Source organism: Cronobacter sakazakii (assembly GCF_000982825.1).
GTDB lineage: Bacteria > Pseudomonadota > Gammaproteobacteria > Enterobacterales > Enterobacteriaceae > Cronobacter > Cronobacter sakazakii.
The window spans coordinates 46,861-69,523 of the sequence record NZ_CP011047.1; the positions used below are offsets into that span (position 1 = coordinate 46,861).

Annotated in this window: 18 protein-coding genes, 2 tRNA genes, 3 rRNA genes and 1 pseudogene; 8 read left to right on the plus strand and 16 right to left on the minus strand. The window is 55.9% G+C overall.

Going from position 1 to position 22,663, the window contains the following annotated elements; all coding sequences use genetic code 11:
• Positions 1-10: 10 nt before the first annotated feature.
• The 7 genes from dkgB to gmhB form a co-directional block, all read right to left on the minus strand.
• Positions 11-814 (minus strand): 2,5-didehydrogluconate reductase DkgB, encoded by an 804-nt coding sequence (gene dkgB / locus CSK29544_RS00310; RefSeq protein ID WP_007892239.1) that lies wholly within the window; start codon positions 812-814, stop codon positions 11-13.
• A 152-nt stretch (positions 815-966) separates the two neighbouring features.
• Positions 967-1,043: transfer RNA gene (locus tag CSK29544_RS00315), tRNA-Asp, on the minus strand.
• 54 nt (positions 1,044-1,097) lie between these two features.
• Positions 1,098-1,213 (minus strand): 5S ribosomal RNA (gene rrf / locus CSK29544_RS00320).
• Positions 1,214-1,304: 91 nt separating this feature from the next.
• A 23S ribosomal RNA gene (locus CSK29544_RS00325) occupies positions 1,305-4,207 on the minus strand.
• A gap of 201 nt (positions 4,208-4,408) precedes the next feature.
• A tRNA-Glu gene (locus tag CSK29544_RS00330) sits at positions 4,409-4,484 on the minus strand.
• A gap of 78 nt (positions 4,485-4,562) precedes the next feature.
• Positions 4,563-6,104, minus strand: a 16S ribosomal RNA gene (locus tag CSK29544_RS00335).
• Together the 16S, 23S and 5S rRNA genes with 2 tRNA genes alongside form the textbook arrangement of a ribosomal RNA operon.
• 381 nt (positions 6,105-6,485) lie before the next feature.
• Positions 6,486-7,046, minus strand: coding sequence for a D-glycero-beta-D-manno-heptose 1,7-bisphosphate 7-phosphatase (gene gmhB / locus CSK29544_RS00340; protein WP_007864591.1), 561 nt, complete (start codon positions 7,044-7,046; stop codon positions 6,486-6,488).
• Between the two features lie 190 nt (positions 7,047-7,236).
• Here gmhB and metN point away from each other — a divergent pair, with 190 nt between their 5' ends.
• From metN to proS, 6 genes are all read left to right on the plus strand, one after another.
• Complete coding sequence (metN, locus tag CSK29544_RS00345; RefSeq protein WP_007896674.1) at positions 7,237-8,268, plus strand: methionine ABC transporter ATP-binding protein MetN; 1,032 nt, start codon at positions 7,237-7,239, stop codon at positions 8,266-8,268.
• Positions 8,261-8,914, plus strand: coding sequence for a methionine ABC transporter permease MetI (locus CSK29544_RS00350; RefSeq protein WP_004385437.1), 654 nt, complete (start codon positions 8,261-8,263; stop codon positions 8,912-8,914). Before metN ends, CSK29544_RS00350 begins: the two co-directional genes overlap by 8 nt.
• Before the next feature lie 42 nt (positions 8,915-8,956).
• Positions 8,957-9,772 carry a MetQ/NlpA family lipoprotein gene (locus tag CSK29544_RS00355; protein WP_004385438.1) on the plus strand — a complete coding sequence of 272 codons (816 nt, stop codon included), beginning with the start codon at positions 8,957-8,959 and terminating at the stop codon, positions 9,770-9,772.
• A 112-nt stretch (positions 9,773-9,884) separates the two neighbouring features.
• Complete coding sequence (gene rcsF / locus CSK29544_RS00360) at positions 9,885-10,289, plus strand: envelope stress sensor lipoprotein RcsF (RefSeq protein WP_004385439.1); 405 nt, start codon at positions 9,885-9,887, stop codon at positions 10,287-10,289.
• Positions 10,286-10,993 carry a tRNA (N6-threonylcarbamoyladenosine(37)-N6)-methyltransferase TrmO gene (gene tsaA / locus CSK29544_RS00365; protein WP_004385440.1) on the plus strand — a complete coding sequence of 236 codons (708 nt, stop codon included), beginning with the start codon at positions 10,286-10,288 and terminating at the stop codon, positions 10,991-10,993. Before rcsF ends, tsaA begins: the two co-directional genes overlap by 4 nt.
• 110 nt (positions 10,994-11,103) lie before the next feature.
• Positions 11,104-12,822 carry a proline--tRNA ligase gene (gene proS, locus CSK29544_RS00370; RefSeq protein ID WP_007896678.1) on the plus strand — a complete coding sequence of 573 codons (1,719 nt, stop codon included), beginning with the start codon at positions 11,104-11,106 and terminating at the stop codon, positions 12,820-12,822.
• Between the two features lie 69 nt (positions 12,823-12,891).
• Here proS and nlpE read toward each other — a convergent pair whose 3' ends face one another.
• Genes nlpE through CSK29544_RS00385 form a run of 3 tightly spaced genes read right to left on the minus strand, consistent with a single transcriptional unit; the run spans position 12,892 to position 14,582 of the window.
• Complete coding sequence (gene nlpE, locus CSK29544_RS00375; protein WP_007896680.1) at positions 12,892-13,590, minus strand: envelope stress response activation lipoprotein NlpE; 699 nt, start codon at positions 13,588-13,590, stop codon at positions 12,892-12,894.
• Between the two features lie 27 nt (positions 13,591-13,617).
• Positions 13,618-14,040 carry an alternative ribosome rescue aminoacyl-tRNA hydrolase ArfB gene (gene arfB, locus CSK29544_RS00380; RefSeq protein ID WP_004385443.1) on the minus strand — a complete coding sequence of 141 codons (423 nt, stop codon included), beginning with the start codon at positions 14,038-14,040 and terminating at the stop codon, positions 13,618-13,620.
• The gene (locus CSK29544_RS00385; RefSeq protein WP_007896682.1) at positions 14,037-14,582 is read right to left on the minus strand and encodes a YaeQ family protein; all 546 of its coding nucleotides are present in this window, start codon (positions 14,580-14,582) and stop codon (positions 14,037-14,039) included. The genes arfB and CSK29544_RS00385 overlap by 4 nt, the downstream gene beginning before the upstream one ends.
• Before the next feature lie 206 nt (positions 14,583-14,788).
• On the opposite strand from CSK29544_RS00385, the gene CSK29544_RS00390 reads away from it, so the two are divergent.
• Together CSK29544_RS00390 and rof are read left to right on the plus strand one after the other, a co-directional pair.
• The gene (locus tag CSK29544_RS00390; RefSeq protein ID WP_007896683.1) at positions 14,789-14,989 is read left to right on the plus strand and encodes a YaeP family protein; all 201 of its coding nucleotides are present in this window, start codon (positions 14,789-14,791) and stop codon (positions 14,987-14,989) included.
• A complete protein-coding gene (rof, locus tag CSK29544_RS00395) occupies positions 14,976-15,236 on the plus strand; it encodes a Rho-binding antiterminator (protein ID WP_007776988.1) in 261 nt (86 codons plus the stop codon). The genes CSK29544_RS00390 and rof overlap by 14 nt, the downstream gene beginning before the upstream one ends.
• 47 nt (positions 15,237-15,283) lie before the next feature.
• Here rof and CSK29544_RS00400 read toward each other — a convergent pair whose 3' ends face one another.
• The 6 genes and pseudogenes from CSK29544_RS00400 to accA form a co-directional block, all read right to left on the minus strand.
• Positions 15,284-15,598, minus strand: a complete 315-nt coding sequence (locus tag CSK29544_RS00400) for a c-type cytochrome (RefSeq protein WP_029039290.1) — start codon at positions 15,596-15,598, stop codon at positions 15,284-15,286.
• Entirely contained in the window at positions 15,591-16,895 is a 1,305-nt protein-coding gene (tilS, locus tag CSK29544_RS00405; RefSeq protein WP_029039291.1) for a tRNA lysidine(34) synthetase TilS, read from the minus strand. Before tilS ends, CSK29544_RS00400 begins: the two co-directional genes overlap by 8 nt.
• Before the next feature lie 64 nt (positions 16,896-16,959).
• On the minus strand, positions 16,960-17,349 hold the full coding sequence (locus tag CSK29544_RS00410) for a VOC family protein (protein WP_007790895.1): 390 nt from the start codon (positions 17,347-17,349) through the stop codon (positions 16,960-16,962).
• Positions 17,350-17,406: 57 nt separating this feature from the next.
• Positions 17,407-19,545: a lysine decarboxylase LdcC gene (locus CSK29544_RS00415; protein ID WP_029039292.1), complete on the minus strand. Its 2,139-nt coding sequence runs from the start codon at positions 19,543-19,545 to the stop codon at positions 17,407-17,409.
• Between the two features lie 147 nt (positions 19,546-19,692).
• A pseudogene (locus CSK29544_RS00420) lies at positions 19,693-21,440 on the minus strand (glycoside hydrolase family 19 protein).
• Between the two features lie 163 nt (positions 21,441-21,603).
• Positions 21,604-22,563, minus strand: a complete 960-nt coding sequence (gene accA / locus CSK29544_RS00425) for an acetyl-CoA carboxylase carboxyl transferase subunit alpha (protein WP_007896688.1) — start codon at positions 22,561-22,563, stop codon at positions 21,604-21,606.
• Positions 22,564-22,663: the final 100 nt, after the last annotated feature.

A 22,663-nucleotide genomic window follows, 5' to 3' on the forward strand; every position in this document is an offset into this window, starting at 1 on the left:
GGGGCTAGTTTCAATCCCAGTCTGGTGCCAGGCCATCAGGACTCACCAGACGATCATTACGATCGAGAGCGGCGATAGCCGACATGTCGTCAGCATCCAGCGTAAGCGACAAAGCGCCAAGATTACTTTGTAAATTCTCACGCTTCGTTGAGGACGGGATCACTGAATAGCCCAGTGCCATCGCCCAACTGAGGATGACCTGCGCAGGCGTAGCATTATGCTTCTGCGCGATTCGGATAATCGTTTCATCCTTGAGCGCCTTGCCATAGGCCAGCGTCATATAAGAAGTGATATGAATCCCCTGTGCCTGCGCCCATTCTACCACCTTACGGTTTTGCAGATAAGGCGACAGCTCAATCTGATTGGTTGCTATATTATTAATGCCCACGGCATCTATTGCTTGCTGCATCAGCGCAATAGTAAAGTTAGAGATACCAATCTCACGCGTCAGGCTCTGTGCTTTGGCTTCAAGCAGCGCCTCGAGGGATTCTTTAACGCTGACGGCACCTCCTGGTGAAGGCCAGTGAATCAACGTGAGATCCACATAATCTGTCCGCAATTTCTGAAGGCTCTCTTTCAAACTTACGATCAGGCGATCTTTGCTCAGATTTTCAGTCCAAATTTTGGTGGTGATATATAGCTCATCGCGTGCCACGCCACTTTCTTTAATCGCCTGGCCTACTGCCGCTTCGTTATCGTAAATCTGTGCGGTATCGATGGCGCGATAGCCCAAATAAAGAGCATCTTTTATCGATGCGATGACGATGTCGTCTTTCAGACGGAACGTACCTAAACCGAATGCAGGAACTGTCATGTTTTACCTCTCTTCTGAATATAAAGAGATTATGAGAGGAATGATTGAGATGAAAAAGAGTAATAAAAGCAGGAGTTTTTTGTTTGATTAGCAATAATAATTATTAAGACGAAAAAAAAGCCCTGAGTAAATACTTAGGGCTTCTTAATAAGTGGCGGAACGGACGGGACTCGAACCCGCGACCCCCTGCGTGACAGGCAGGTATTCTAACCGACTGAACTACCGCTCCACCGAATTTCTTCACACCACCGGATTATCGTTCCGGCTTACTGCTTAATTTGATGCCTGGCAGTTCCCTACTCTCGCATGGGGAGGCCCCACACTACCATCGGCGCTACGGCGTTTCACTTCTGAGTTCGGCATGGGGTCAGGTGGGACCACCGCGCTACAGCCGCCAGGCAAATTCTGTTCCGTTCACCGCTTCCGCCATGAACGTTTATCCGTCACAAGCTGAATTGTCTCTCAACACGCCAGACTTCTTTGGCGTTGTAAGGTTAAGCCTCACGGTTCATTAGTACCGGTTAGCTCAACGCATCGCTGCGCTTACACACCCGGCCTATCAACGTCGTCGTCTTCAACGTTCCTTCAGGAGACTTATAGTCTCAGGGAGAACTCATCTCGGGGCAAGTTTCGTGCTTAGATGCTTTCAGCACTTATCTCTTCCGCATTTAGCTACCGGGCAGTGCCATTGGCATGACAACCCGAACACCAGTGATGCGTCCACTCCGGTCCTCTCGTACTGGGAGCAGCCCCCCTCAATTCTCCAGCGCCCACGGCAGATAGGGACCGAACTGTCTCACGACGTTCTAAACCCAGCTCGCGTACCACTTTAAATGGCGAACAGCCATACCCTTGGGACCTACTTCAGCCCCAGGATGTGATGAGCCGACATCGAGGTGCCAAACACCGCCGTCGATATGAACTCTTGGGCGGTATCAGCCTGTTATCCCCGGAGTACCTTTTATCCGTTGAGCGATGGCCCTTCCATACAGAACCACCGGATCACTATGACCTGCTTTCGCACCTGCTCGAGCCGTCACTCTCGCAGTCAAGCCAGCTTATGCCATTGCACTAACCTCCTGATGTCCGACCAGGATTAGCTGACCTTCGTGCTCCTCCGTTACACTTTGGGAGGAGACCGCCCCAGTCAAACTACCCACCAGACACTGTCCCCACGCCAGATTATGGCGCCAGGTTAGAACATCAAACATTAAAGGGTGGTATTTCAAGGTCGGCTCCACGCAGACTGGCGTCCACGCTTCAAAGCCTCCCACCTATCCTACACATCAAGGCTCAATGTTCAGTGTCAAGCTGTAGTAAAGGTTCACGGGGTCTTTCCGTCTTGCCGCGGGTACACTGCATCTTCACAGCGAGTTCAATTTCACTGAGTCTCGGGTGGAGACAGCCTGGCCATCATTACGCCATTCGTGCAGGTCGGAACTTACCCGACAAGGAATTTCGCTACCTTAGGACCGTTATAGTTACGGCCGCCGTTTACCGGGGCTTCGATCAGGAGCTTCTCTTGCGATAACCCCATCAATTAACCTTCCGGCACCGGGCAGGCGTCACACCGTATACGTCCACTTTCGTGTTTGCACAGTGCTGTGTTTTTAATAAACAGTTGCAGCCAGCTGGTATCTTCGACTGACTTCAGCTCCACCCGCAGGGGCTTCACCTACATGTCAGCGTGCCTTCTCCCGAAGTTACGGCACCATTTTGCCTAGTTCCTTCACCCGAGTTCTCTCAAGCGCCTTGGTATTCTCTACCTGACCACCTGTGTCGGTTTGGGGTACGATTTGATGTTACCTGATGCTTAGAGGCTTTTCCTGGAAGCAGGGCATTTGTCACTTCAGCACCGTGGTGCCTCGTCATCACGCCTCAGCCTTAACTTTCCGGATTTGCCTGGAAAGTCAGCCTACACGCTTAAACCGGGACAACCGTCGCCCGGCCGACATAGCCTTCTCCGTCCCCCCTTCGCAGTAACACCAAGTACAGGAATATTAACCTGTTTCCCATCGACTACGCCTTTCGGCCTCGCCTTAGGGGTCGACTCACCCTGCCCCGATTAACGTTGGACAGGAACCCTTGGTCTTCCGGCGAGCGGGCTTTTCACCCGCTTTATCGTTACTTATGTCAGCATTCGCACTTCTGATACCTCCAGCATGCCTCACAGCACACCTTCGCAGGCTTACAGAACGCTCCCCTACCCAACAACGCATAAGCGTCGCTGCCGCAGCTTCGGTGCATGGTTTAGCCCCGTTACATCTTCCGCGCAGGCCGACTCGACCAGTGAGCTATTACGCTTTCTTTAAATGATGGCTGCTTCTAAGCCAACATCCTGGCTGTCTGGGCCTTCCCACATCGTTTCCCACTTAACCATGACTTTGGGACCTTAGCTGGCGGTCTGGGTTGTTTCCCTCTTCACGACGGACGTTAGCACCCGCCGTGTGTCTCCCGTGATAACATTCTCCGGTATTCGCAGTTTGCATCGGGTTGGTAAGCCGGGATGGCCCCCTAGCCGAAACAGTGCTCTACCCCCGGAGATGAGTTCACGAGGCGCTACCTAAATAGCTTTCGGGGAGAACCAGCTATCTCCCGGTTTGATTGGCCTTTCACCCCCAGCCACAGGTCATCCGCTAATTTTTCAACATTAGTCGGTTCGGTCCTCCAGTTAGTGTTACCCAACCTTCAACCTGCCCATGGCTAGATCACCGGGTTTCGGGTCTATACCCTGCAACTTAACGCCCGGTTAAGACTCGGTTTCCCTTCGGCTCCCCTATACGGTTAACCTTGCTACAGAATATAAGTCGCTGACCCATTATACAAAAGGTACGCAGTCACCCTCTTACGAAGGCTCCCACTGCTTGTACGTACACGGTTTCAGGTTCTGTTTCACTCCCCTCGCCGGGGTTCTTTTCGCCTTTCCCTCACGGTACTGGTTCACTATCGGTCAGTCAGGAGTATTTAGCCTTGGAGGATGGTCCCCCCATCTTCAGACAGGATATCACGTGTCCCGCCCTACTCATCGAGCTCACAGCCTGTGTGCCTTCGTGTACGGGGCTGTCACCCTGTATCGCCGGCCTTTCCAGACCGTTCCACTGACACACAAGCTGATTCAGGCTCTGGGCTGTTCCCCGTTCGCTCGCCGCTACTGGGGGAATCTCGGTTGATTTCTTTTCCTCGGGGTACTTAGATGTTTCAGTTCCCCCGGTTCGCCTCGTTAGCCTATGTATTCAGCTAACGATGATGCACCGAAGTGCACCGGGTTTCCCCATTCGGACATCGCCGGTTATAACGGTTCATATCACCTTACCGGCGCTTTTCGCAGATTAGCACGTCCTTCATCGCCTCTGACTGCCAGGGCATCCACCGTGTACGCTTGTTCGCTTAACCTCACAACCCGAAGAAGTCTTCGTGCTGCGAGTTTGAGAGACTCTGACACACCGCGCATTTCTTATTACGGAGAAATGCAGCAGCATGTCTGTTTCAATTTTCAGCTTGTTCCGGATTGTTAAAGAGCAAATATCTCAAACGTGACTTTACAGTCAGTTTTGAGATATCAATCGGTAACGCCTTTCACTCATTACCAGCAGGTGGCGTCCCTTAGGGGATTCGAACCCCTGTTACCGCCGTGAAAGGGCGGTGTCCTGGGCCTCTAGACGAAAGGGACTTCGCTTTCGCAGACAACCCTGCTTCTTTACTTTCTATCAGACAATCTGTGTGAGCACGCGAGGTTGTATCTTTCAGGTAAGGAGGTGATCCAACCGCAGGTTCCCCTACGGTTACCTTGTTACGACTTCACCCCAGTCATGAATCACAAAGTGGTAAGCGCCCTCCCGAAGGTTAAGCTACCTACTTCTTTTGCAACCCACTCCCATGGTGTGACGGGCGGTGTGTACAAGGCCCGGGAACGTATTCACCGTGGCATTCTGATCCACGATTACTAGCGATTCCGACTTCATGGAGTCGAGTTGCAGACTCCAATCCGGACTACGACGCACTTTATGAGGTCCGCTTGCTCTCGCGAGGTCGCTTCTCTTTGTATGCGCCATTGTAGCACGTGTGTAGCCCTGGTCGTAAGGGCCATGATGACTTGACGTCATCCCCACCTTCCTCCGGTTTATCACCGGCAGTCTCCTTTGAGTTCCCGGCCGAACCGCTGGCAACAAAGGATAAGGGTTGCGCTCGTTGCGGGACTTAACCCAACATTTCACAACACGAGCTGACGACAGCCATGCAGCACCTGTCTCAGAGTTCCCGAAGGCACTCCCGCATCTCTGCAGGATTCTCTGGATGTCAAGACCAGGTAAGGTTCTTCGCGTTGCATCGAATTAAACCACATGCTCCACCGCTTGTGCGGGCCCCCGTCAATTCATTTGAGTTTTAACCTTGCGGCCGTACTCCCCAGGCGGTCGACTTAACGCGTTAGCTCCGGAAGCCACGCCTCAAGGGCACAACCTCCAAGTCGACATCGTTTACGGCGTGGACTACCAGGGTATCTAATCCTGTTTGCTCCCCACGCTTTCGCACCTGAGCGTCAGTCTTCGTCCAGGGGGCCGCCTTCGCCACCGGTATTCCTCCAGATCTCTACGCATTTCACCGCTACACCTGGAATTCTACCCCCCTCTACGAGACTCAAGCTGACCAGTTTCAAATGCAGTTCCCAGGTTGAGCCCGGGGATTTCACATCTGACTTAATCAACCGCCTGCGTGCGCTTTACGCCCAGTAATTCCGATTAACGCTTGCACCCTCCGTATTACCGCGGCTGCTGGCACGGAGTTAGCCGGTGCTTCTTCTGCGGGTAACGTCAATTGCTGTGGTTATTAACCACAACACCTTCCTCCCCGCTGAAAGTACTTTACAACCCGAAGGCCTTCTTCATACACGCGGCATGGCTGCATCAGGCTTGCGCCCATTGTGCAATATTCCCCACTGCTGCCTCCCGTAGGAGTCTGGACCGTGTCTCAGTTCCAGTGTGGCTGGTCATCCTCTCAGACCAGCTAGGGATCGTCGCCTAGGTGAGCCGTTACCCCACCTACTAGCTAATCCCATCTGGGCACATCTGATGGCATGAGGCCCGAAGGTCCCCCACTTTGGTCCGTAGACGTTATGCGGTATTAGCTACCGTTTCCAGTAGTTATCCCCCTCCATCAGGCAGTTTCCCAGACATTACTCACCCGTCCGCCACTCGTCAGCAGAGCAGCAAGCTGCTCCCTGTTACCGTTCGACTTGCATGTGTTAGGCCTGCCGCCAGCGTTCAATCTGAGCCATGATCAAACTCTTCAATTAAAAGTCTGATGCTCAAAGAATTAAACTGTTAGTTCGTAATGAATTAACTGTTGTTCACTTGAGACTTGATATTCGTTTATCGTCCGTAGACGTTAAGATATCAGTGCCCCGAGTGCCCACACAGATTGTCTGATAAATTGTTAAAGAGCGGTGCGACGCGGCCTTCAGCCTGCTGTCGCGAGGTGGCGTATATTACGCTTTCCTCTTTAAGAGTCAACCCTTAATTTCAGGATTTTTCTCTTCCCGACTTACCGTCGCTGTGGGATGTTTCTCATCAGCGCCGTGTCGATGGAGGCGCATTATAGGGAGCTCAGAAGTAATGGCAAGCGGAAAACTTAAAAAAAATCACGACCGCTCACCTTTTCATCATAACGCGTATTTTTAGCGCTTTTTGATAGCATCCGGCAGCGCAGCGAGGCTATTTAACACCCAATCGGCCGCCGCTTCGGCTTCTGGCGTCACAGGTTTGCCGGTTCGCACCAGCACTTTGGTGCCGACGCCTGCCGCTGCACCCGCCTGCATATCTTCTAATTTATCGCCCACCATATAAGAAGCCGCCATATCGATGTGCAGAAAATCGCGCGCTGAAATCAGCATGCCCGGCTGCGGCTTGCGGCAGTCACAGTTCTGGCGAAACTCCTCCACTGCCCCTTCCGGGTGATGCGGACAATAATAGATGCCGTCGAGGTCGACGCCGCGGTCCGCCAGCGACCAGTCCATCCATTCGGTCAGTTGCTCAAACTGCGCTTCGGTAAACTTACCCCGCGCGATGCCGGACTGATTGGTCACCAGCACCAGCGCAAAGCCCATGGCTTTAAGCTCGCGCATCGCATCGATAACACCGTCGATAAACTCGAAGCGGTCAATCTCAGAGACATAACCGTGATCGATATTAATAGTGCCGTCACGGTCGAGAAAAATTGCCGGTACAGATTTAGCCACCTGAAAAACTCCTGCCTTAAATAATGCCGCCTAGTATCGCATGATTCCTGGACGGAGAAAGTGCTCATTGCAGACAGTCAGATTGATTTAGACGTCTGGATGCCTTAACATCCATTCTGTTTACGGCCAACACCCGTATAAGGCAGAACAAAATGCCACGGCTAACTCCTATAAGATAATAAATAACCAGATGATCAAACTGTCGAATATCACCAAAGTGTTCCAGCAGGGAAACCGCACCATTCAGGCGCTGAATAATGTCAGCTTGCATGTCCCGGCAGGACAGATTTATGGCGTGATTGGTGCCTCAGGCGCCGGTAAAAGTACGCTCATCCGCTGCGTCAATCTACTTGAACGCCCGACTCAGGGCAGCGTGCTGGTCGGCGGCCAGGAGCTGACCGCGCTTTCCGAATCAGAACTGACCAAAGCCCGTCGCCAGATTGGCATGATTTTCCAGCATTTTAATCTGCTGGCATCACGAACTGTTTTTGGCAACATCGCGCTTCCGCTGGAGCTCGATAACACGCCGCGTGACGAAATTAAACGCCGCGTAACCGAACTGCTGGATCTGGTTGGCCTGAGTGAAAAGCAGGACGCCTACCCGGCAAACCTCTCTGGCGGACAGAAACAGCGCGTGGCGATTGCCCGAGCGCTTGCCAGCAACCCGAAAGTGCTGCTGTGCGATGAAGCCACCAGCGCGCTGGACCCGGCCACTACCCGCTCGATTCTGGAATTGCTAAAAGACATCAACCGCCGTCTGGGCCTGACTATTCTGCTCATCACGCATGAAATGGATGTCGTGAAGCGTATCTGCGACTGCGTTGCGGTGATCAGCAACGGCGAGCTTATTGAACAGGACAGCGTCAGCGAAGTGTTCTCGCACCCGAAAACGCCGCTGGCCCAGCAGTTTATTCAGTCCACGCTGCATCTGGATATCCCGGAAGATTACGCCGAGCGTCTTAACGCGCAATCTGATGATGACCGCGTACCGCTGCTGCGCCTTGAATTCACCGGCCAGTCGGTTGACGCTCCGCTCCTCTCCGAAACCGCGCGTCGCTATAACGTGAACAACAACATTATCAGCGCGCAGATGGATTACGCCGGCGGCGTGAAATTCGGCATCATGCTGACGGAAATGCACGGCACACAGGAAGAAACGCAAGCGGCCATCGCTTACCTGCAACAACATCATGTAAAAGTAGAGGTTCTGGGTTATGTCTGAAGCAATGATGTGGTTACTGGTGCGCGGCATCTGGGAAACGCTGGCGATGACCTTTGTTTCCGGCTTTTTTGGTTTTGTGATTGGCCTGCCGGTTGGCGTATTGCTGTACGTAACTCGTCCGGGCCAGATTATCGAAAACGCAAAGCTCTATCGCATTCTTTCTGCGCTGGTGAATATCTTCCGTTCCATTCCTTTTATTATCTTACTGGTATGGATGATCCCGTTTACCCGCGCCATCGTTGGTACTTCCATTGGTCTGCAGGCGGCTATCGTCCCGCTGACCGTGGGTGCCGCGCCGTTTATCGCCCGTATGGTGGAAAACGCCCTGCTGGAGATCCCGTCAGGTCTTATTGAAGCTTCACGCGCGATGGGTGCCACGCCGATGCAGATTGTTCGCAAGGTGCTGCTGCCTGAAGCGCTGCCGGGCCTGGTGAATGCCGCGACCATTACGCTGATTACGCTTGTCGGCTATTCCGCTATGGGCGGCGCGGTCGGCGCAGGCGGTCTGGGACAGATCGGTTATCAGTATGGCTACATTGGCTACAACGCGACCGTGATGAACACCGTATTAGTCTTACTGGTCGTACTGGTGTATTTAATTCAGTTCTCAGGCGATCGCATCGTCCGGGCTGTCACTCACAAGTAACGTTACACACAACATCAATATACTTTCAGTTAAGGAATGGTTATGTCTTTCAAGTTTAAAACCTTTGCGGCAGTAGGCGCCCTTCTCGGCACGCTGGCTCTGGCAGGTTGCGGTCAGGAAGAAAAAGATCCGAACCATATTAAAGTGGGCGTGATTGTGGGTGCGGAACAGCAGGTTGCTGAAGTCGCCAAAAAAGTCGCCAAAGAGAAATATGGTCTCGATGTCGAGCTGGTGACTTTTAACGACTACGTTCTGCCGAACGAAGCGCTGAGCAAAGGCGATATCGACGCGAACGCGTTCCAGCACAAACCGTATCTGGATCAGCAGATCAAAGACCGCGGCTACAAGCTGGTTTCCGTCGGCAACACCTTCGTGTACCCGATCGCTGGTTACTCCCGCAAAATCAAATCGCTGGATGAGCTGCAACCGGGCGCGCAGGTTGCCGTGCCGAACGATCCGACCAACCTTGGCCGTTCCCTGCTGCTGCTGCAGAAAGTCGGTCTTATCAAGCTGAAAGACGATATCGGCCTGCTGCCGACCGTGCTGGATATCACCGAAAACCCGAAAAACCTGAAGATTGTCGAACTGGAAGCGCCGCAGCTGCCGCGCTCGCTGGATGACGACCAGATTGCCCTTGCGGTAATCAACACTACTTACGCCAGCCAGATCAACCTGACGCCAGCGAAAGACGGCATCTTTGTGGAAGACAAAGATTCCCCGTACGTGAACATGATTGTGACCCGCGAAGATAACAAAGACGCAGAAAACGTGAAGAAATTCGTCAAGGCTTATCAGTCTGACGAAGTGAATGAAGCCGCGAACAAAGTCTTCAACGGCGGTGCCGTCAAAGGCTGGTAAGCCGTTTTGATTGCCAGTGGTTATAATTTCAGGACGGGCTTAAGCCCGTCTTGTTATTTCTGCAAGCTCCTGATTCAATAAGCCACGTTTTTATCACCGACGAGGAATTATTATGCGTGCTTTACCGATCTGTCTTTTAGCATTCATCCTGAGCGGCTGCTCCGTGCTAAGCAGATCCCCCGTAGAACCTGTTCAAAGCACCGCGTCGCCGCAAAAATCCGAGCCAGTTCGCCAGAAGACGGTTCGCCCTGCTCCGGTAAAAATCTACACCAACGCAGCCGATCTGGTTGGCAAACCCTTCCGCGATCTGGGCGAAGTGAGTGGCGAATCCTGCCAGGCCTCTAACCAGGATTCTCCGCCGAATATCCCGACGGCCCGTAAGCGCCTGCAGATTAACGCCTCTAAAATGAAAGCGAACGCCGTTCTGCTGCACAGCTGTGAAGTGACCAGCGGCACGCCGGGCTGCTACCGCCAGGCCGTTTGCTTAGGGTCAGCCCTTAGCGTTCCGACCAAATGACGACTTTTGCGTTTGAGCAAATCGGCGTCATCCGCTCGCCTTATAAAGAAAAATTCGCCGTGCCGCGCCAGCCAGGACTGGTTAACAGCGCGCGCGGCGAGCTGCATTTAATCGCGCCTTATAACCAGCCTGACGCCGTGCGCGGGCTGGACGCGTTTAGCCACATCTGGGTCGTGTTTGTTTTTCATCAGACAATGGAAGGCGGCTGGCGGCCTACCGTGCGTCCGCCACGGCTTGGCGGCAACGCCAGAATGGGCGTTTTCGCCACGCGCTCTACCTTTCGCCCGAACCCCGTCGGTATGTCGCTGGTGGAACTTCAGGGCATCCGCTGTGAAAAAGACCGCGTGATCCTGACGCTCGGCGGGCTGGATCTGGTGGACGGCACGCCAGTCATCGATATCAAACCGTATTTGCCCTTTGCCGAAGCGCTGCCCGATGCGCGCGCGGGCTATGCACGGGAAGCACCGGAGGCGGCGATATCCGTCTTTTTTACCGATGAGATTGCGAAGGCCCTGCCGTCGCTTGAGAAACGCTACCCACGGCTTGGCCAGTTTATTTGTGAAGTGCTCGCCCAGGATCCGCGTCCGGCTTATCGTAAAGAGGAAGAAACAGGCAAGAGCTACGCCGTCTGGTTGCTTGATTTCAACGTCCGCTGGCGCGTAACGCCGCAGGGCTTTGAGGTCTATGCCCTGGAGCCGCGTTAATTTCCATAGCCTCTCTTTTGGCGGCCCATTCTCACTGGTACACTAAACCACTTTTTTGTGTCAGGCTTTAGCGTGCCTGAATTCACACGTTCAAACGGAACCGTAACAACATGCGTACTAGCCAATATCTGCTCTCCACTCTGAAGGAGACACCTGCCGACGCGGAGGTTATCAGCCACCAGCTGATGCTGCGCGCCGGGATGATCCGCAAGCTGGCCTCCGGGTTATACACCTGGCTGCCAACCGGCCTGCGCGTCCTGAAAAAAGTCGAAAATATCGTGCGTGAAGAGATGAACAACGCCGGTGCTATCGAGGTGTCGATGCCAGTGGTTCAGCCTGCTGAACTGTGGCAGGAGAGCGGCCGCTGGGAGCAGTACGGTCCGGAACTGCTGCGTTTTGTCGATCGCGGCGATCGCGCGTTTGTGCTCGGCCCGACGCACGAAGAAGTCATCACCGATCTGATCCGCAATGAGCTGAGCTCTTATAAACAGCTGCCGCTCAACTTCTATCAGATCCAGACCAAATTCCGTGACGAAGTGCGCCCGCGTTTTGGCGTGATGCGCTCGCGCGAGTTCCTGATGAAAGACGCCTACTCTTTCCATACCACCCAGGAATCGCTGCAACAGACCTACGACGCGATGTATGAGGCCTACAGCAAAATCTTCACCCGCATGGGGCTTGATTTCCGCCCGGTGCAGGCAGATACCGGCTCAATTGGCGGCAGCGCGTCGCACGAATTCCAGGTGCTGGCGCAGAGCGGCGAAGACGATATCGTCTTCTCTGACACCTCTGACTTCGCGGCAAACATTGAGCTTGCTGAAGCGGTCGCCCCGCTGACCCCACGCGCGGCGGCAACCCAGGAGATGACGCTGGTCGATACGCCGAACGCCAAAACCATTGCCGAGCTGGTTGAGCAGTTCAACCTGCCGGTTGAGAAAACCGTGAAAACCCTGCTGGTGAAAGCGGCTGAAGGCAGCGAGTTCCCGCTGGTGGCGCTGCTGGTGCGCGGCGACCACGAACTGAACGAAGTAAAAGCCGAGAAACTGGCGCAGGTCGCCAGCCCGCTGACGTTCGCGACCGAAGCCGAAATCCGCGCCGCGGTTAACGCCGGTCCGGGTTCGCTTGGCCCGGTAAATATGCCGGTGCCGGTTGTGATTGACCGCAGCGTGGCCGCGATGAGCGATTTCGCCGCAGGCGCGAACATCGACGGTAAACACTATTTCGGCATCAACTGGGATCGCGACGTGGCGACCCCGCAGGTTGCGGATATCCGCAACGTGGTAGCGGGCGATCCAAGCCCGGATGGTCAGGGCACGCTGCTTATCAAACGCGGTATCGAAGTGGGTCACATTTTCCAGCTTGGCACCAAATACTCCGACGCGCTGAAAGCTTCCGTACAGGGCGAAGATGGCCGTAACCAGGTGCTGACGATGGGCTGCTACGGCATCGGCGTTACGCGCGTGGTGGCGGCGGCGATTGAGCAGAACCACGACGAACGCGGCATCGTCTGGCCGGACGCCATTGCGCCGTTCCAGGTCGCGATTCTGCCGATGAACATGCACAAATCCTTCCGCGTGCAGGAACTGGCGGAGAAACTCTACGCTGAGCTGCGCGCCAAAGGCATCGACGTGCTGATGGATGACCGTAAAGAGCGTCCGGGCGTAATGTTTGCGGATATGGAGCTTATCGGCATTCCACACACTGTAGTGATTGGCGATCGCAACCTCGACAACGACGAGATTGAATACAAATACCGTCGCGATGGCGAGAAGAAGATGATCAAAACCGGTGACATCCTCGATTACCTGGTCGCGAATGTGAAGCGCTAAGCGCTCTCCACATTGCATTAAAAAGGCCCTCAGTAGAGGGCCTTTTTCTTATCCGCTTACCTGTCTCCGTTACGGATGATCGCAATCTTTACCGGGCTTAAACGCCACTTTGCGATCGGCGACCAGACGCTTTTGCACCGCGCCGCTCGCCGGATCGACGGTCATGGTAAAGTGCGCTTCCACCACCAGCAGCACCGGTTTCTGGCTCACGCCACCTGCGCTTTGATAGTCATGCGCCAGCGCGGCATGATTTTCTACGTTTGTCTCGCGCCCGGTGGCGCAGTCGGTAAAGGTGGCGGCGCTTGCATTGTGCTGGTACATCCCCGTCATGGTCATCGGCGTTTTCGGCAGCGGATCGCTCACCGGATCGAGCCGGTAATTCAGCGACGACTCAATCGGGTTGCCTTCACGGTCAAGCATCTCCAGCGCCTCGCCGCGCGCGCGGAAATAGGTTTTCTCGCCCTCGCTGTCAGTGAGCACCAGCTTATCAGCGGTGCGCGCCCAGGTGCCGTAAGAGGCGAACACCGCCTGCCCTTTCGCGCCCAGATAGCGTTGATTCATCACCCAGGTGCCGTCTTTTTCTAAAAACAGCGCGGTCTCGATGCCTTCGCAATCGGCGCAGGGCAGCACGCCTTTCCAGCTCTGCTGCATCGGCTTCAGCTCCGCAGCGCTGGTCGGCGCTAAGGTCTGCATTTCTGCCCGGTTGTTACAGCCAAACAGCGTAAACAGGCTTAATGCCGCCGCTGCGCAAAATATGATTTTTTTCACCGTATTTCCTTATTGTTCGTGGTGCTTTTAATCCGGCATACCGCGCACTTTTCCCCGCAGGGCTTTAGTGGCAGATTTATGGGTTTTCGCCTCCAGGCGTCGCACTTTCGAAGCGCGCGTCGGGCGTGTCTCCTTTCGACGCTTTTGGGTGGCGGTAAGTTCCCGCACCAGCATCACAAGACGCGCCAGCGCCGCCTCGCGGTTCATCTCCTGGCTGCGATACTCCTGCGCCTTGATAACCACCACACCCTCGGCGGTAATCAAGTGGTGACTCGCCGCCAGCAGGCGCGCTTTCCACTCATCCGGCAGGCTGGAGGCGTTGATATCAAACCGCAGGTGAATGGCCGTCGAGCTTTTATTTACATGCTGCCCGCCCGCGCCTTGCGCCCGGATGGCGCTGAACGTCACCTCGTCATCGGGCACCGCCACGCTTCGTGAAAACGTAATCATGCCTGAGCTTGCCAGACGGTCGGGTGAAGCTCCAGGTTTTCCTCGCCGCCGGAAAGCCAGATAACGCCTTCCTGCAACGTGGCCTGTAACGTCATGGTTCTCTGCGCCAGCGCGCTCAGCTGGGCGAGCTGGTCATCATTGATATACCAGATAGTCAGGTTCTTATACTGCCGCAGTTTGTCCTGATCCTGCTGCCACCAGATCTGCGCGGCGCGATCATTATAGGTAAACAGCGCCACCTGCTGCGACTGGCTCACCGCCTTCTTAAGGCGTCGCTCTTCCGGCAGCCCGAGTTCAATCCAGAGATCGATGCCGAGATGATCGTTGCGCAGCCAGATCTCCGGCTCGTCATCGGCGCACAGGCCACGGGTAAACTGCAACCGCTCGTCGGCGTACATCATCCAGGCCAGCAGGCGCAGCATCATCCGCTCCTGCGTTTCCGAAGGATGGCGCGCCAGCGTCAGGTTGATGTCGAGAAACTGCTGCCGGTCGAGGTCGGCCACATTGACCGCCGCTTTATAAATGGTTGCTTTTAACGCCATAGGGCCCCCTGAAAAGTTGGGGGGTATTGTAGCGTAATACGTGTCGGCTGGCTGCCGCTTCAAGCGCAGCGCGGTAACGCTGCGAGAGCCTGCGCTATGGCTCTGATGACTATGGTATAGTCACCTTGCTAAACAGAGTTTAACTACGTAGGCTTAGACTTGCATCCCGCGGTGAAGTCTGTCGTCAGGCTCTGACAGGAGGGCATGTGGATAAATATTGTGAATTAATACGACAGCGCTATTCGCAGATAGCCAGCGGCGAACTGGGGTACATTCCCGACGCGCTGGGCTGCGTATTAAGGGCTCTGAATGAGGTGGCCTCTGACGAAACCCTCTCGGAGTCGGTCAGGGAACAGGCGGCGTATGCTGCCGCGAACTTACTGGTGAGCGATTATGTCAATGAATGATGCCTATCAACCCATCAACTGCGATGACTATGACAACCTCGAGCTCGCCTGCCAGCATCACTTATTACTGACGCTGGAACTCAAAAGCGGCGAGGTCATGAAGGCCAAAGCGCAGGATCTGGTTACGCGCAAAAACGTCGAATATTTGATTGCCGATGAAGCCGGTGCCGTACGCGAAGTACGTCTCGACAAAATTGCGAGCTTCAGCCATCCACAAATCGGTACGGTGGTTGTCAGCGAATCCTGACGCGCACGTCACCCTGACGGGCAGCCCTGGCGGCTGCCCGTTTTTTTTCAGGGCTTCTGCCCGGCGTAGTAAGCCGCCAGATTCGCGATATCTTCATCCGACAACCCACTCACATAGGCCTTCATGATTTCCGCCTGCCCGCCGCTGCGCTCGCCTTTTTTGTACGCCTGAAGCGCATGTTCAAGATACGCCTCATTTTGCCCGGCGAGATTCGGATAAATGGGCGCGCTGGCTTTGCCGGACGCGCCGTGGCAGGCGACGCACATGACTGCTTTCTCTTCGCCTGCCGCCGCGTCGCCTTTGGCCTGCGCCGTCACGCTTAACGCCATCAGGCTCGCCAGCCATACGCCATGTTTAATCATCGTTGTGCTCCTTGTGCCAGACCAGACTCCAGCCCGGTTCGTTCTGCGCCTGGCCTTCACGGGTAATGAACAGGCCGGGGGCGCAAATGGGTTGCTCATCATAAAACAGGATTGGCGTTATCTCGCGCTGCCAGGGCGGCACCTGGAGTTCCTGCCAGAGTTTTTTCAGCGTGCGTCCGCGATCGCGCCCGACGATATACAACATCCCTGGCGCGCTGAAGCGCACCGAGACCGTTTCGCCGGGGCGCGGCGGTCGCACCGTGTCGCCTGCCTCACCGAAACGCAGGCAGCCTAGCGATTCCGGCAGGAGCAATGCCTTATGCGGATCGGGCCAGGCAAGCATGGTCTGGCGCTGCCCCTGCCGCGCTCTCACCCACCACAACCGCCCCTGATAACGCCGTGCTTCATAGTCGCCGCATTTCAGGCGCGGCGCGGCATCCTCACGGCTTTGAGCCACTTCATCCCAGATCCGTTGCAGCGTGGCGCGCGAAGGCATCGCCGCGTTCAGCGCGGCCAGCCAGCGGCGGAGCAGCGCGGCGCGTTTCAGCGCGCTCATGGTTTCAAGCGGCGCAATCGCGAGCGTTTTGCCATCCATCAGCGCGGCAAGCTCCGGCGTCAGCAGTTCATCCAGCAGTTGCTCCTGCTCGCCACAGAGTTGTGCGCTGCGCGCCGCCGCCTGGGTGAAGTGCGGCCAGCGCGCTTCCAGCGCAGGCAGAATGCGCAGGCGTAAAAAGTTGCGATCGAAGCGATCGTCCTCGTTGCTTTCATCGTCGATCCACACAAGCTGGTGGCGAGAGGCCCACGCCTCCAGCTGCGTGCGCGGCGTGTTCAGCAGCGGGCGCAGAAGAACGCTGCCCGCAAACGGCAGTTCGGCAGGCATCGCCGCCAGCCCCGCCGGGCCGCTGCCGCGCTTGAGCGCCAGCAGCAGGGTTTCGCACTGGTCATCGAGATGCTGCGCCGTCACCAGCGCTTCGCCCGGCAGAAGTGCAGCTTCAAACGCCTGATAGCGCGCCTTGCGGGCCTGCGCCTCAAGGCCTGAGCCGTCCTGCGCCAGCTCCACGTACGCCAGCTCAAATGGCACCTGCCAGCGGTGACAGAGCGCCTGACAATGCGCCGCCCAGCGGTCGGCGTTCGGGCTGATACCGTGATGAACGTGAATGGCGCGCAGGCGCAGTTCAGGATGCGCCTCGCGCAGCCGCACCAGTTGATGGAGTAACACCGTCGAATCGAGCCCGCCGCTGTATGCCACCAGCAGCTGGCGTCGGCCCCGCAGGGCTGAGAGCAGAGAAGTGTCCATTACATCGCAAGAAAGAAGAGCCATTGCCGGGCAACTTACCGGGCAATGGCGTCGGGAGCAAGCGTTACTGCTGGTAGAGCTCCAGCGGCAGGCCATCCGGATCGTTGAAGAACGTAAAGCGCTTGCCGGTGAGCGGATCCACACGTACCGCCTCGCACGTCACGCCGCGGCTTTCCAGAAACGCCACCGCCGTGTCGACATCGTCCACGCTGAATGCGAGATGGCGCAAACCGCAGGCTTCCGGGCGGCTCGGCCGCGCGGGCGGAAACGGAAACGAAAAGAGCTCGATCACGTACTGTCCGTTCAGCGCCAGATCGCCCTTCCAGGAATCGCGCGCCTCACGATAAACCTCTGACTGCAGGGTGAAGCCCAGCGTATCGCAGTAGAACGCTTTGCTGCGGTGGTAATCCGTCGCGATAATGGCGATATGGTGAATCTGTTTTAAACCCAGCATAATCCCTCCTTATGATTGTCTGGCACGTTACTGAGCCTCATGCGGCAAAACAAGGGGTTACTCGCTTTTTAGGACACGTACCCTATAGACGCCGTCTTCCCCGCACTTCGCGCCGTGGATATCCGTTTCAAAGCCGGGATAGTGCCTGCCGATGGAGCAGAGCATAAGCAGGAAATCGAGCACCGCGCGCGAATCTTCGGTGATCATCTCGCCAGGCATCACCAGCGGCACGCCGGGCGGATACGGCAGGATCATATTGGCAGACACCCGCCCGATCAGCTTTTCGATCTCCACCGTTTCGACATTGCCCTTCACCTGCTGCTGATACATTTCATGCGGCGTCATTTTCATTTCCGGCAGCACGTCAAACGCCCGCAGCATCAGATCCGGCAGATCGTGCTGCTGGATAAGCTTGTGGATCCCCTGCGCTAACTCCTGCACGCGCATGTTGCGGTAGAAATCGGGATCTTCCGCCCAGAGATCGGGCAGCATATTTTTCACCCGCAGGTTGAGATCGTAGGCGCGCTTAAACTCCGTCAGGCCGCGCAGCAGGCCCATCGCGCGGGTTTTATCGATGCCAATGCTAAACAGGAACAGCAGATTGTATGGGCCGGTTTTCTCGACCACCACGCCGCGCTCGTCAAGAAACTTCGCGACCAGCGCCGCGGGGATCCCCTCTTTCTTCATATTGCCCTGCGCGTCCATGCCCGGCGTCAGGATCGTCACCTTCACCGGATCGAGATACATATGATCGCGGTCGGCATGGGTAAAACCGTGCCAGTCGTCGCCGGGCGTAATCGGCCAGCAGTCTGCTTCGTCAATCTCCTCTGGCTGCCAGATATCAAAGAACCAGCTGTCACTCTCCTCGCGAAGACGCTGTACCTCTTTGCGAAAATGCAGCGCGCGCTCCACCGAGCGGTTAATCAAGCGGCGGCCCGGATTACCGCGCAGCATCGCCGCGGCGGTTTCAATCGACGCCACCAGCGGATAACTTGGCGAGGTGGTGGTGTGCATCATATACGCTTCGTTGAACGTCTCTTCGTCATAGTCGCCCTTAATATGGATAAGCGACGCCTGCGACAGCGCCGCCAGCATTTTGTGGGTCGACTGAGTTTCAAAGAACACTTTCCCCGGCACACGCTCGCCGCTCATGCCGCTCTTGCCCTTGTAGATCGGGTGAAAATGGGTGTAAGGCACCCAGGCGGAGTCGAAATGGATCGAGGGAACGTCCAGCGTCTGCTTGATCCAGTTGGTGTTATACAGCAGCCCGTCGTAGGTGGAGTTAGTGATGACCGCATGGACCGGCCAGCTCGCGTCCGGGGTTTGCGCCACTTTTTGGGCGATCGACTCGCGGGTAAATTCCCGCTTCGGAATGCCGCCGAGAATGCCGAGCGCGTTGCGGGTAGGCTTGAGCCATAGCGGCACAATATCGCTCATCATCAGCAGATGCGTCAGCGATTTATGGCAGTTGCGATCGATAAGCACCGTGCTGCCGGCGTGCGCGGCGTACATCCCGATGATTTTATTCGACGTGGATGTGCCATTTGTCACCATATAGCTCTGCTCGGCCCCGAAAGTGCGGGCGATATACTCTTCCGCCTCCAGATGCGGCCCGGTGTGATCGAGCAGCGATCCAAGCTCGGTGACGGAGATCGAAACATCCGCCTTTAACGTATTGCCGCCAAAAAAATCGTAAAACAGGCAGCCGACCGGGCTTTTCTGATACGCCGTGCCGCCCATATGCCCTGGCGTGCAGAACGTATATTTACCCTCTTTCACATAAGTAAACAGCGCTTTGGTAAACGGCGGCGTGATGTTGTCGAGATACTCCTGGGTGTACTGGCGAATGCGCGTCGCGATGTCGTCGGCAATGCCCAGCGAATACTCGAAAAACCAGAGCGCCATGCGCATCTCGTTGGCGCTGACATCCAGCGTCGAGTGCGTATTGATAAACGCATAAAGCGGCAGATATTCATTGAGCTGATTGATTTCACAGCATAAATCGAGACTGTACTCATCCCAGTCGAAAATGACGCCACAGATGCGTGGGTTGTGCTCGATAAACTTCAGCAGATCGTTGCTGTTTTTCGGCCAGATTAGCTGAAAGCCCTGCTGCTGGAGCGCCGCCTGCAACTCTTTCATCGGCTCGTCTTTATAAAAAACGCCGTGCGGCCCCATGATGGCGATGATATTCACTGCTTACCCCCTGGCAAAAAAAACCGTCTGGTAAGCATAGTTGAGCGAAGCGGAACGACGGGCGAGAAGGCAAAAAACCTGCAATCCGCCGTTTGCCTTCTCGCGGTAATCATCCAAAAAGCCAGCCCGCAGGCTGGCTTTGTATGCTTACAGCGCGTTCCAGGCATCCTGCCAGTTAAGGCCTGCGCCTGGCTCATAGTAAGCAGGCGCCACACTGCACCAGCCGCCAGCCGGGAACGGCTTGCACTGATAAAGCGCGCCCTGGTTGAGCACGATGTCGCCCGGCTTCCAGCTATGGCTCGCGGTCCATGACGGGTAGCTCACGGGGCCAGCATCCGGCGTTTTCGCTTTCGCTTTCACGTTGAGGATATAGCTGGTGGTGTCGCTCAGTTTACCGTCGTCCACTTTCAGGCTGATGGTGTACTGCGCGTCGCTGGTGCTCTCTGGCGCGTTAAAGGTCACTACGCTCTTGTCTTTACCGCTCAGCGTCTGCCCGTTTTGCGCCATCCAGGTGTAGGTCAACGCGTCGCCGTTCGCATCGCTGGAGCCCGTCGCGCTCAGCGAGACTTTGCTGCCTGACTCAACCGCGCCCACCGGACCGCTGATACGCGCAACCGGCGCGACATTGCCTGAAGGGGTTGGAGACGGTTGTGGTTGCGGCTCAGGCTGCGGCGCGGGCGTAGTGCCGCCGGAGGCGTCGTTAACGATATTCACGTTAAAGTGATTCTGCACACATTTGGCATAATCCCCCTCTTTGAACGCGCTGAACGGCGTCTGGTAGCATAAGCTTGACCATCCGGCGTTGTGGTGCTCCAGCTCCAGTCCATTTCCCAGTAAATTGGCAGCGCGCCTGCCCCGCCTGCGTCAAATTGCTTCATTTTCTTACAGCCGAGCACTTCATCTGCCGGCACCGGCACTTTCAGGTATTTGGCAAACTCTTTGTAATACGCGATACGGTTCAGCGACTGGGCATTTTCAGCATCGCCGCCACACTCAACGCCGCCGTTGATTATCTGTATGGTCACGCCAAAGCCGGGCACCAGCCCGTTCTCTTTATCGTGTTCGTTCGGCACCCAGGTGCCATCAATCACATGCAGCATGCCAGGCTTAGGCGGTTGCGGATAAACAAAGAAAAAGATCGCGCTGGCGAGATTCAGCCAGGTATCCGCGACCATTTCCGGTTTATCGAGTAGCGGACGCACATCGCCGTACATCGCGTCGGAGAACGGCCCGTAGTTGTAGTTATAGGAGAGCTGCTTGGCGCCGCGCCCGAAATAACTCACATAATCGCCATCTTTATCCTTGCCGCAGGGCCAGGTCTGCCCCTGCCAGGTATCCGGATTACATTCGCCGTTATAACCGCCCTTCTGCCCTTCGCTCCAGCCCATTTCGCGCAGATAAACCAGCGCCTGCCGCCACTCCGGCTGCTCGCGCCAGCTCTCATGGCCGCCGGTCTCCTGTGCGAAGTGCGCAAACATGGTGGCGAGCGATTTCCGGCAAATAGCGTCAGCGTCGCGTCCGTCGCTGTAGCTACCGCACACCGCCGGGAATTTGCCGACGGCTTTCAGAAAGTTGATGTAGGTGTATTCCGGCGCACGCAGCGGAAAGAGATATTCCCAGTCCTGCGCGCTCAGGATTTTCTCGACCCGCTTAACGTTATCCGGGTTCGCGGCGCGCCCCGGCGCTATCTGCTCGACCTGCGCGTTATCCAGCGTGCGGATAGCGCTTTTTACCGACTGCATCAGTGGAAAATTGGTCAGCTCCTGCTCTTTTTTAGTGAGGTCGCTGGCGTTAAGGGTGTAAGGCGTGCTGCTGCTGAGTAGCGGCGCGGCCAGCGCCTGAGCGCCTGCAAGAACCCCTGCGGCACCAATCGCCGCGATTTTTGCTATTTCCATTCCGGTGTCCCCTTGTGGTTGTGGTTCACAAGCGAGTGTAGGAAGGGAGAAAGACGCGTCACCTCACGTTAACTCATTGCAAAAATCACATTTCATCAGCGACGAGCGACCATAAAAAAGGGCCGCTATCGCGACCCTCATTGAGATTTTTATCTGCCGTTTATCAGGCGTAACCGTAGCTCATCAGACGCTGATAACGGCGGTTGAGCAGATCGTCTTTGCTCAGCACGTCGAGATCGGCGAGATCGGCAAGCAGCTGGGTTTTCAGCGACTGCGCCATGGCTTCCGGGTTGCGGTGCGCGCCACCCAGCGGTTCCGGGATCACGCTGTCGATAAGCTTCAGCTCTTTCAGGCGCGGCGCGATGATGCCCATCGCTTCCGCCGCGAGCGGCGCTTTATCAGCGCTTTTCCAGAGAATGGAGGCACAGCCTTCCGGTGAGATAACGGAATAGGTGCTGTATTGCAGCATATTCACTTTATCGCCAACGCCGATAGCCAGCGCGCCGCCGGAGCCGCCTTCACCGATAACGGTGCAGATAACCGGCACTTTCAGGCGAGACATTTCACGCAGGTTGCGGGCGATAGCCTCAGACTGACCGCGCTCTTCCGCGCCCACGCCCGGATATGCGCCCGGGGTGTCGATGAAAGTGATGATTGGCATGTTGAAACGCTCAGCCATTTCCATCAGGCGCAGCGCCTTACGGTAACCTTCCGGGGCGGGCATACCAAAGTTACGACGAATTTTCTCTTTGGTTTCACGGCCTTTCTGATGGCCGATGATCATCACCGGACGCCCATCCAGACGCGCGATACCGCCGACGATAGATTTGTCGTCAGCGTAAGCGCGATCGCCTGCCAGTTCGTCAAATTCGTCAAACGCCAGGCGGACATAATCCAGGGTGTACGGACGCTGTGGATGACGCGCCAGCTGGGCAATCTGCCATGCGCCGAGATCGGCAAAGATTTTGCGCGTCAGTTCTACGCTTTTTTCGCGTAGACGATGCACTTCTTCATCGATGTTAATATCCAGTTTCTCATCCTGACGGCTAACCGCAGTCAGGGAATCGATTTTCGCTTCCAGCTCTGCAATCGGCTGTTCAAAATCAAGGAAATTCAGACTCATAGTATTCCTGTATTAGTCAAACTCCAGTTCCACCTGCTCCGAACCTGGCAGGCCACGCGGATTGAATCCAGCGATTCAGGGGCCTGGCATCTGATGCAAC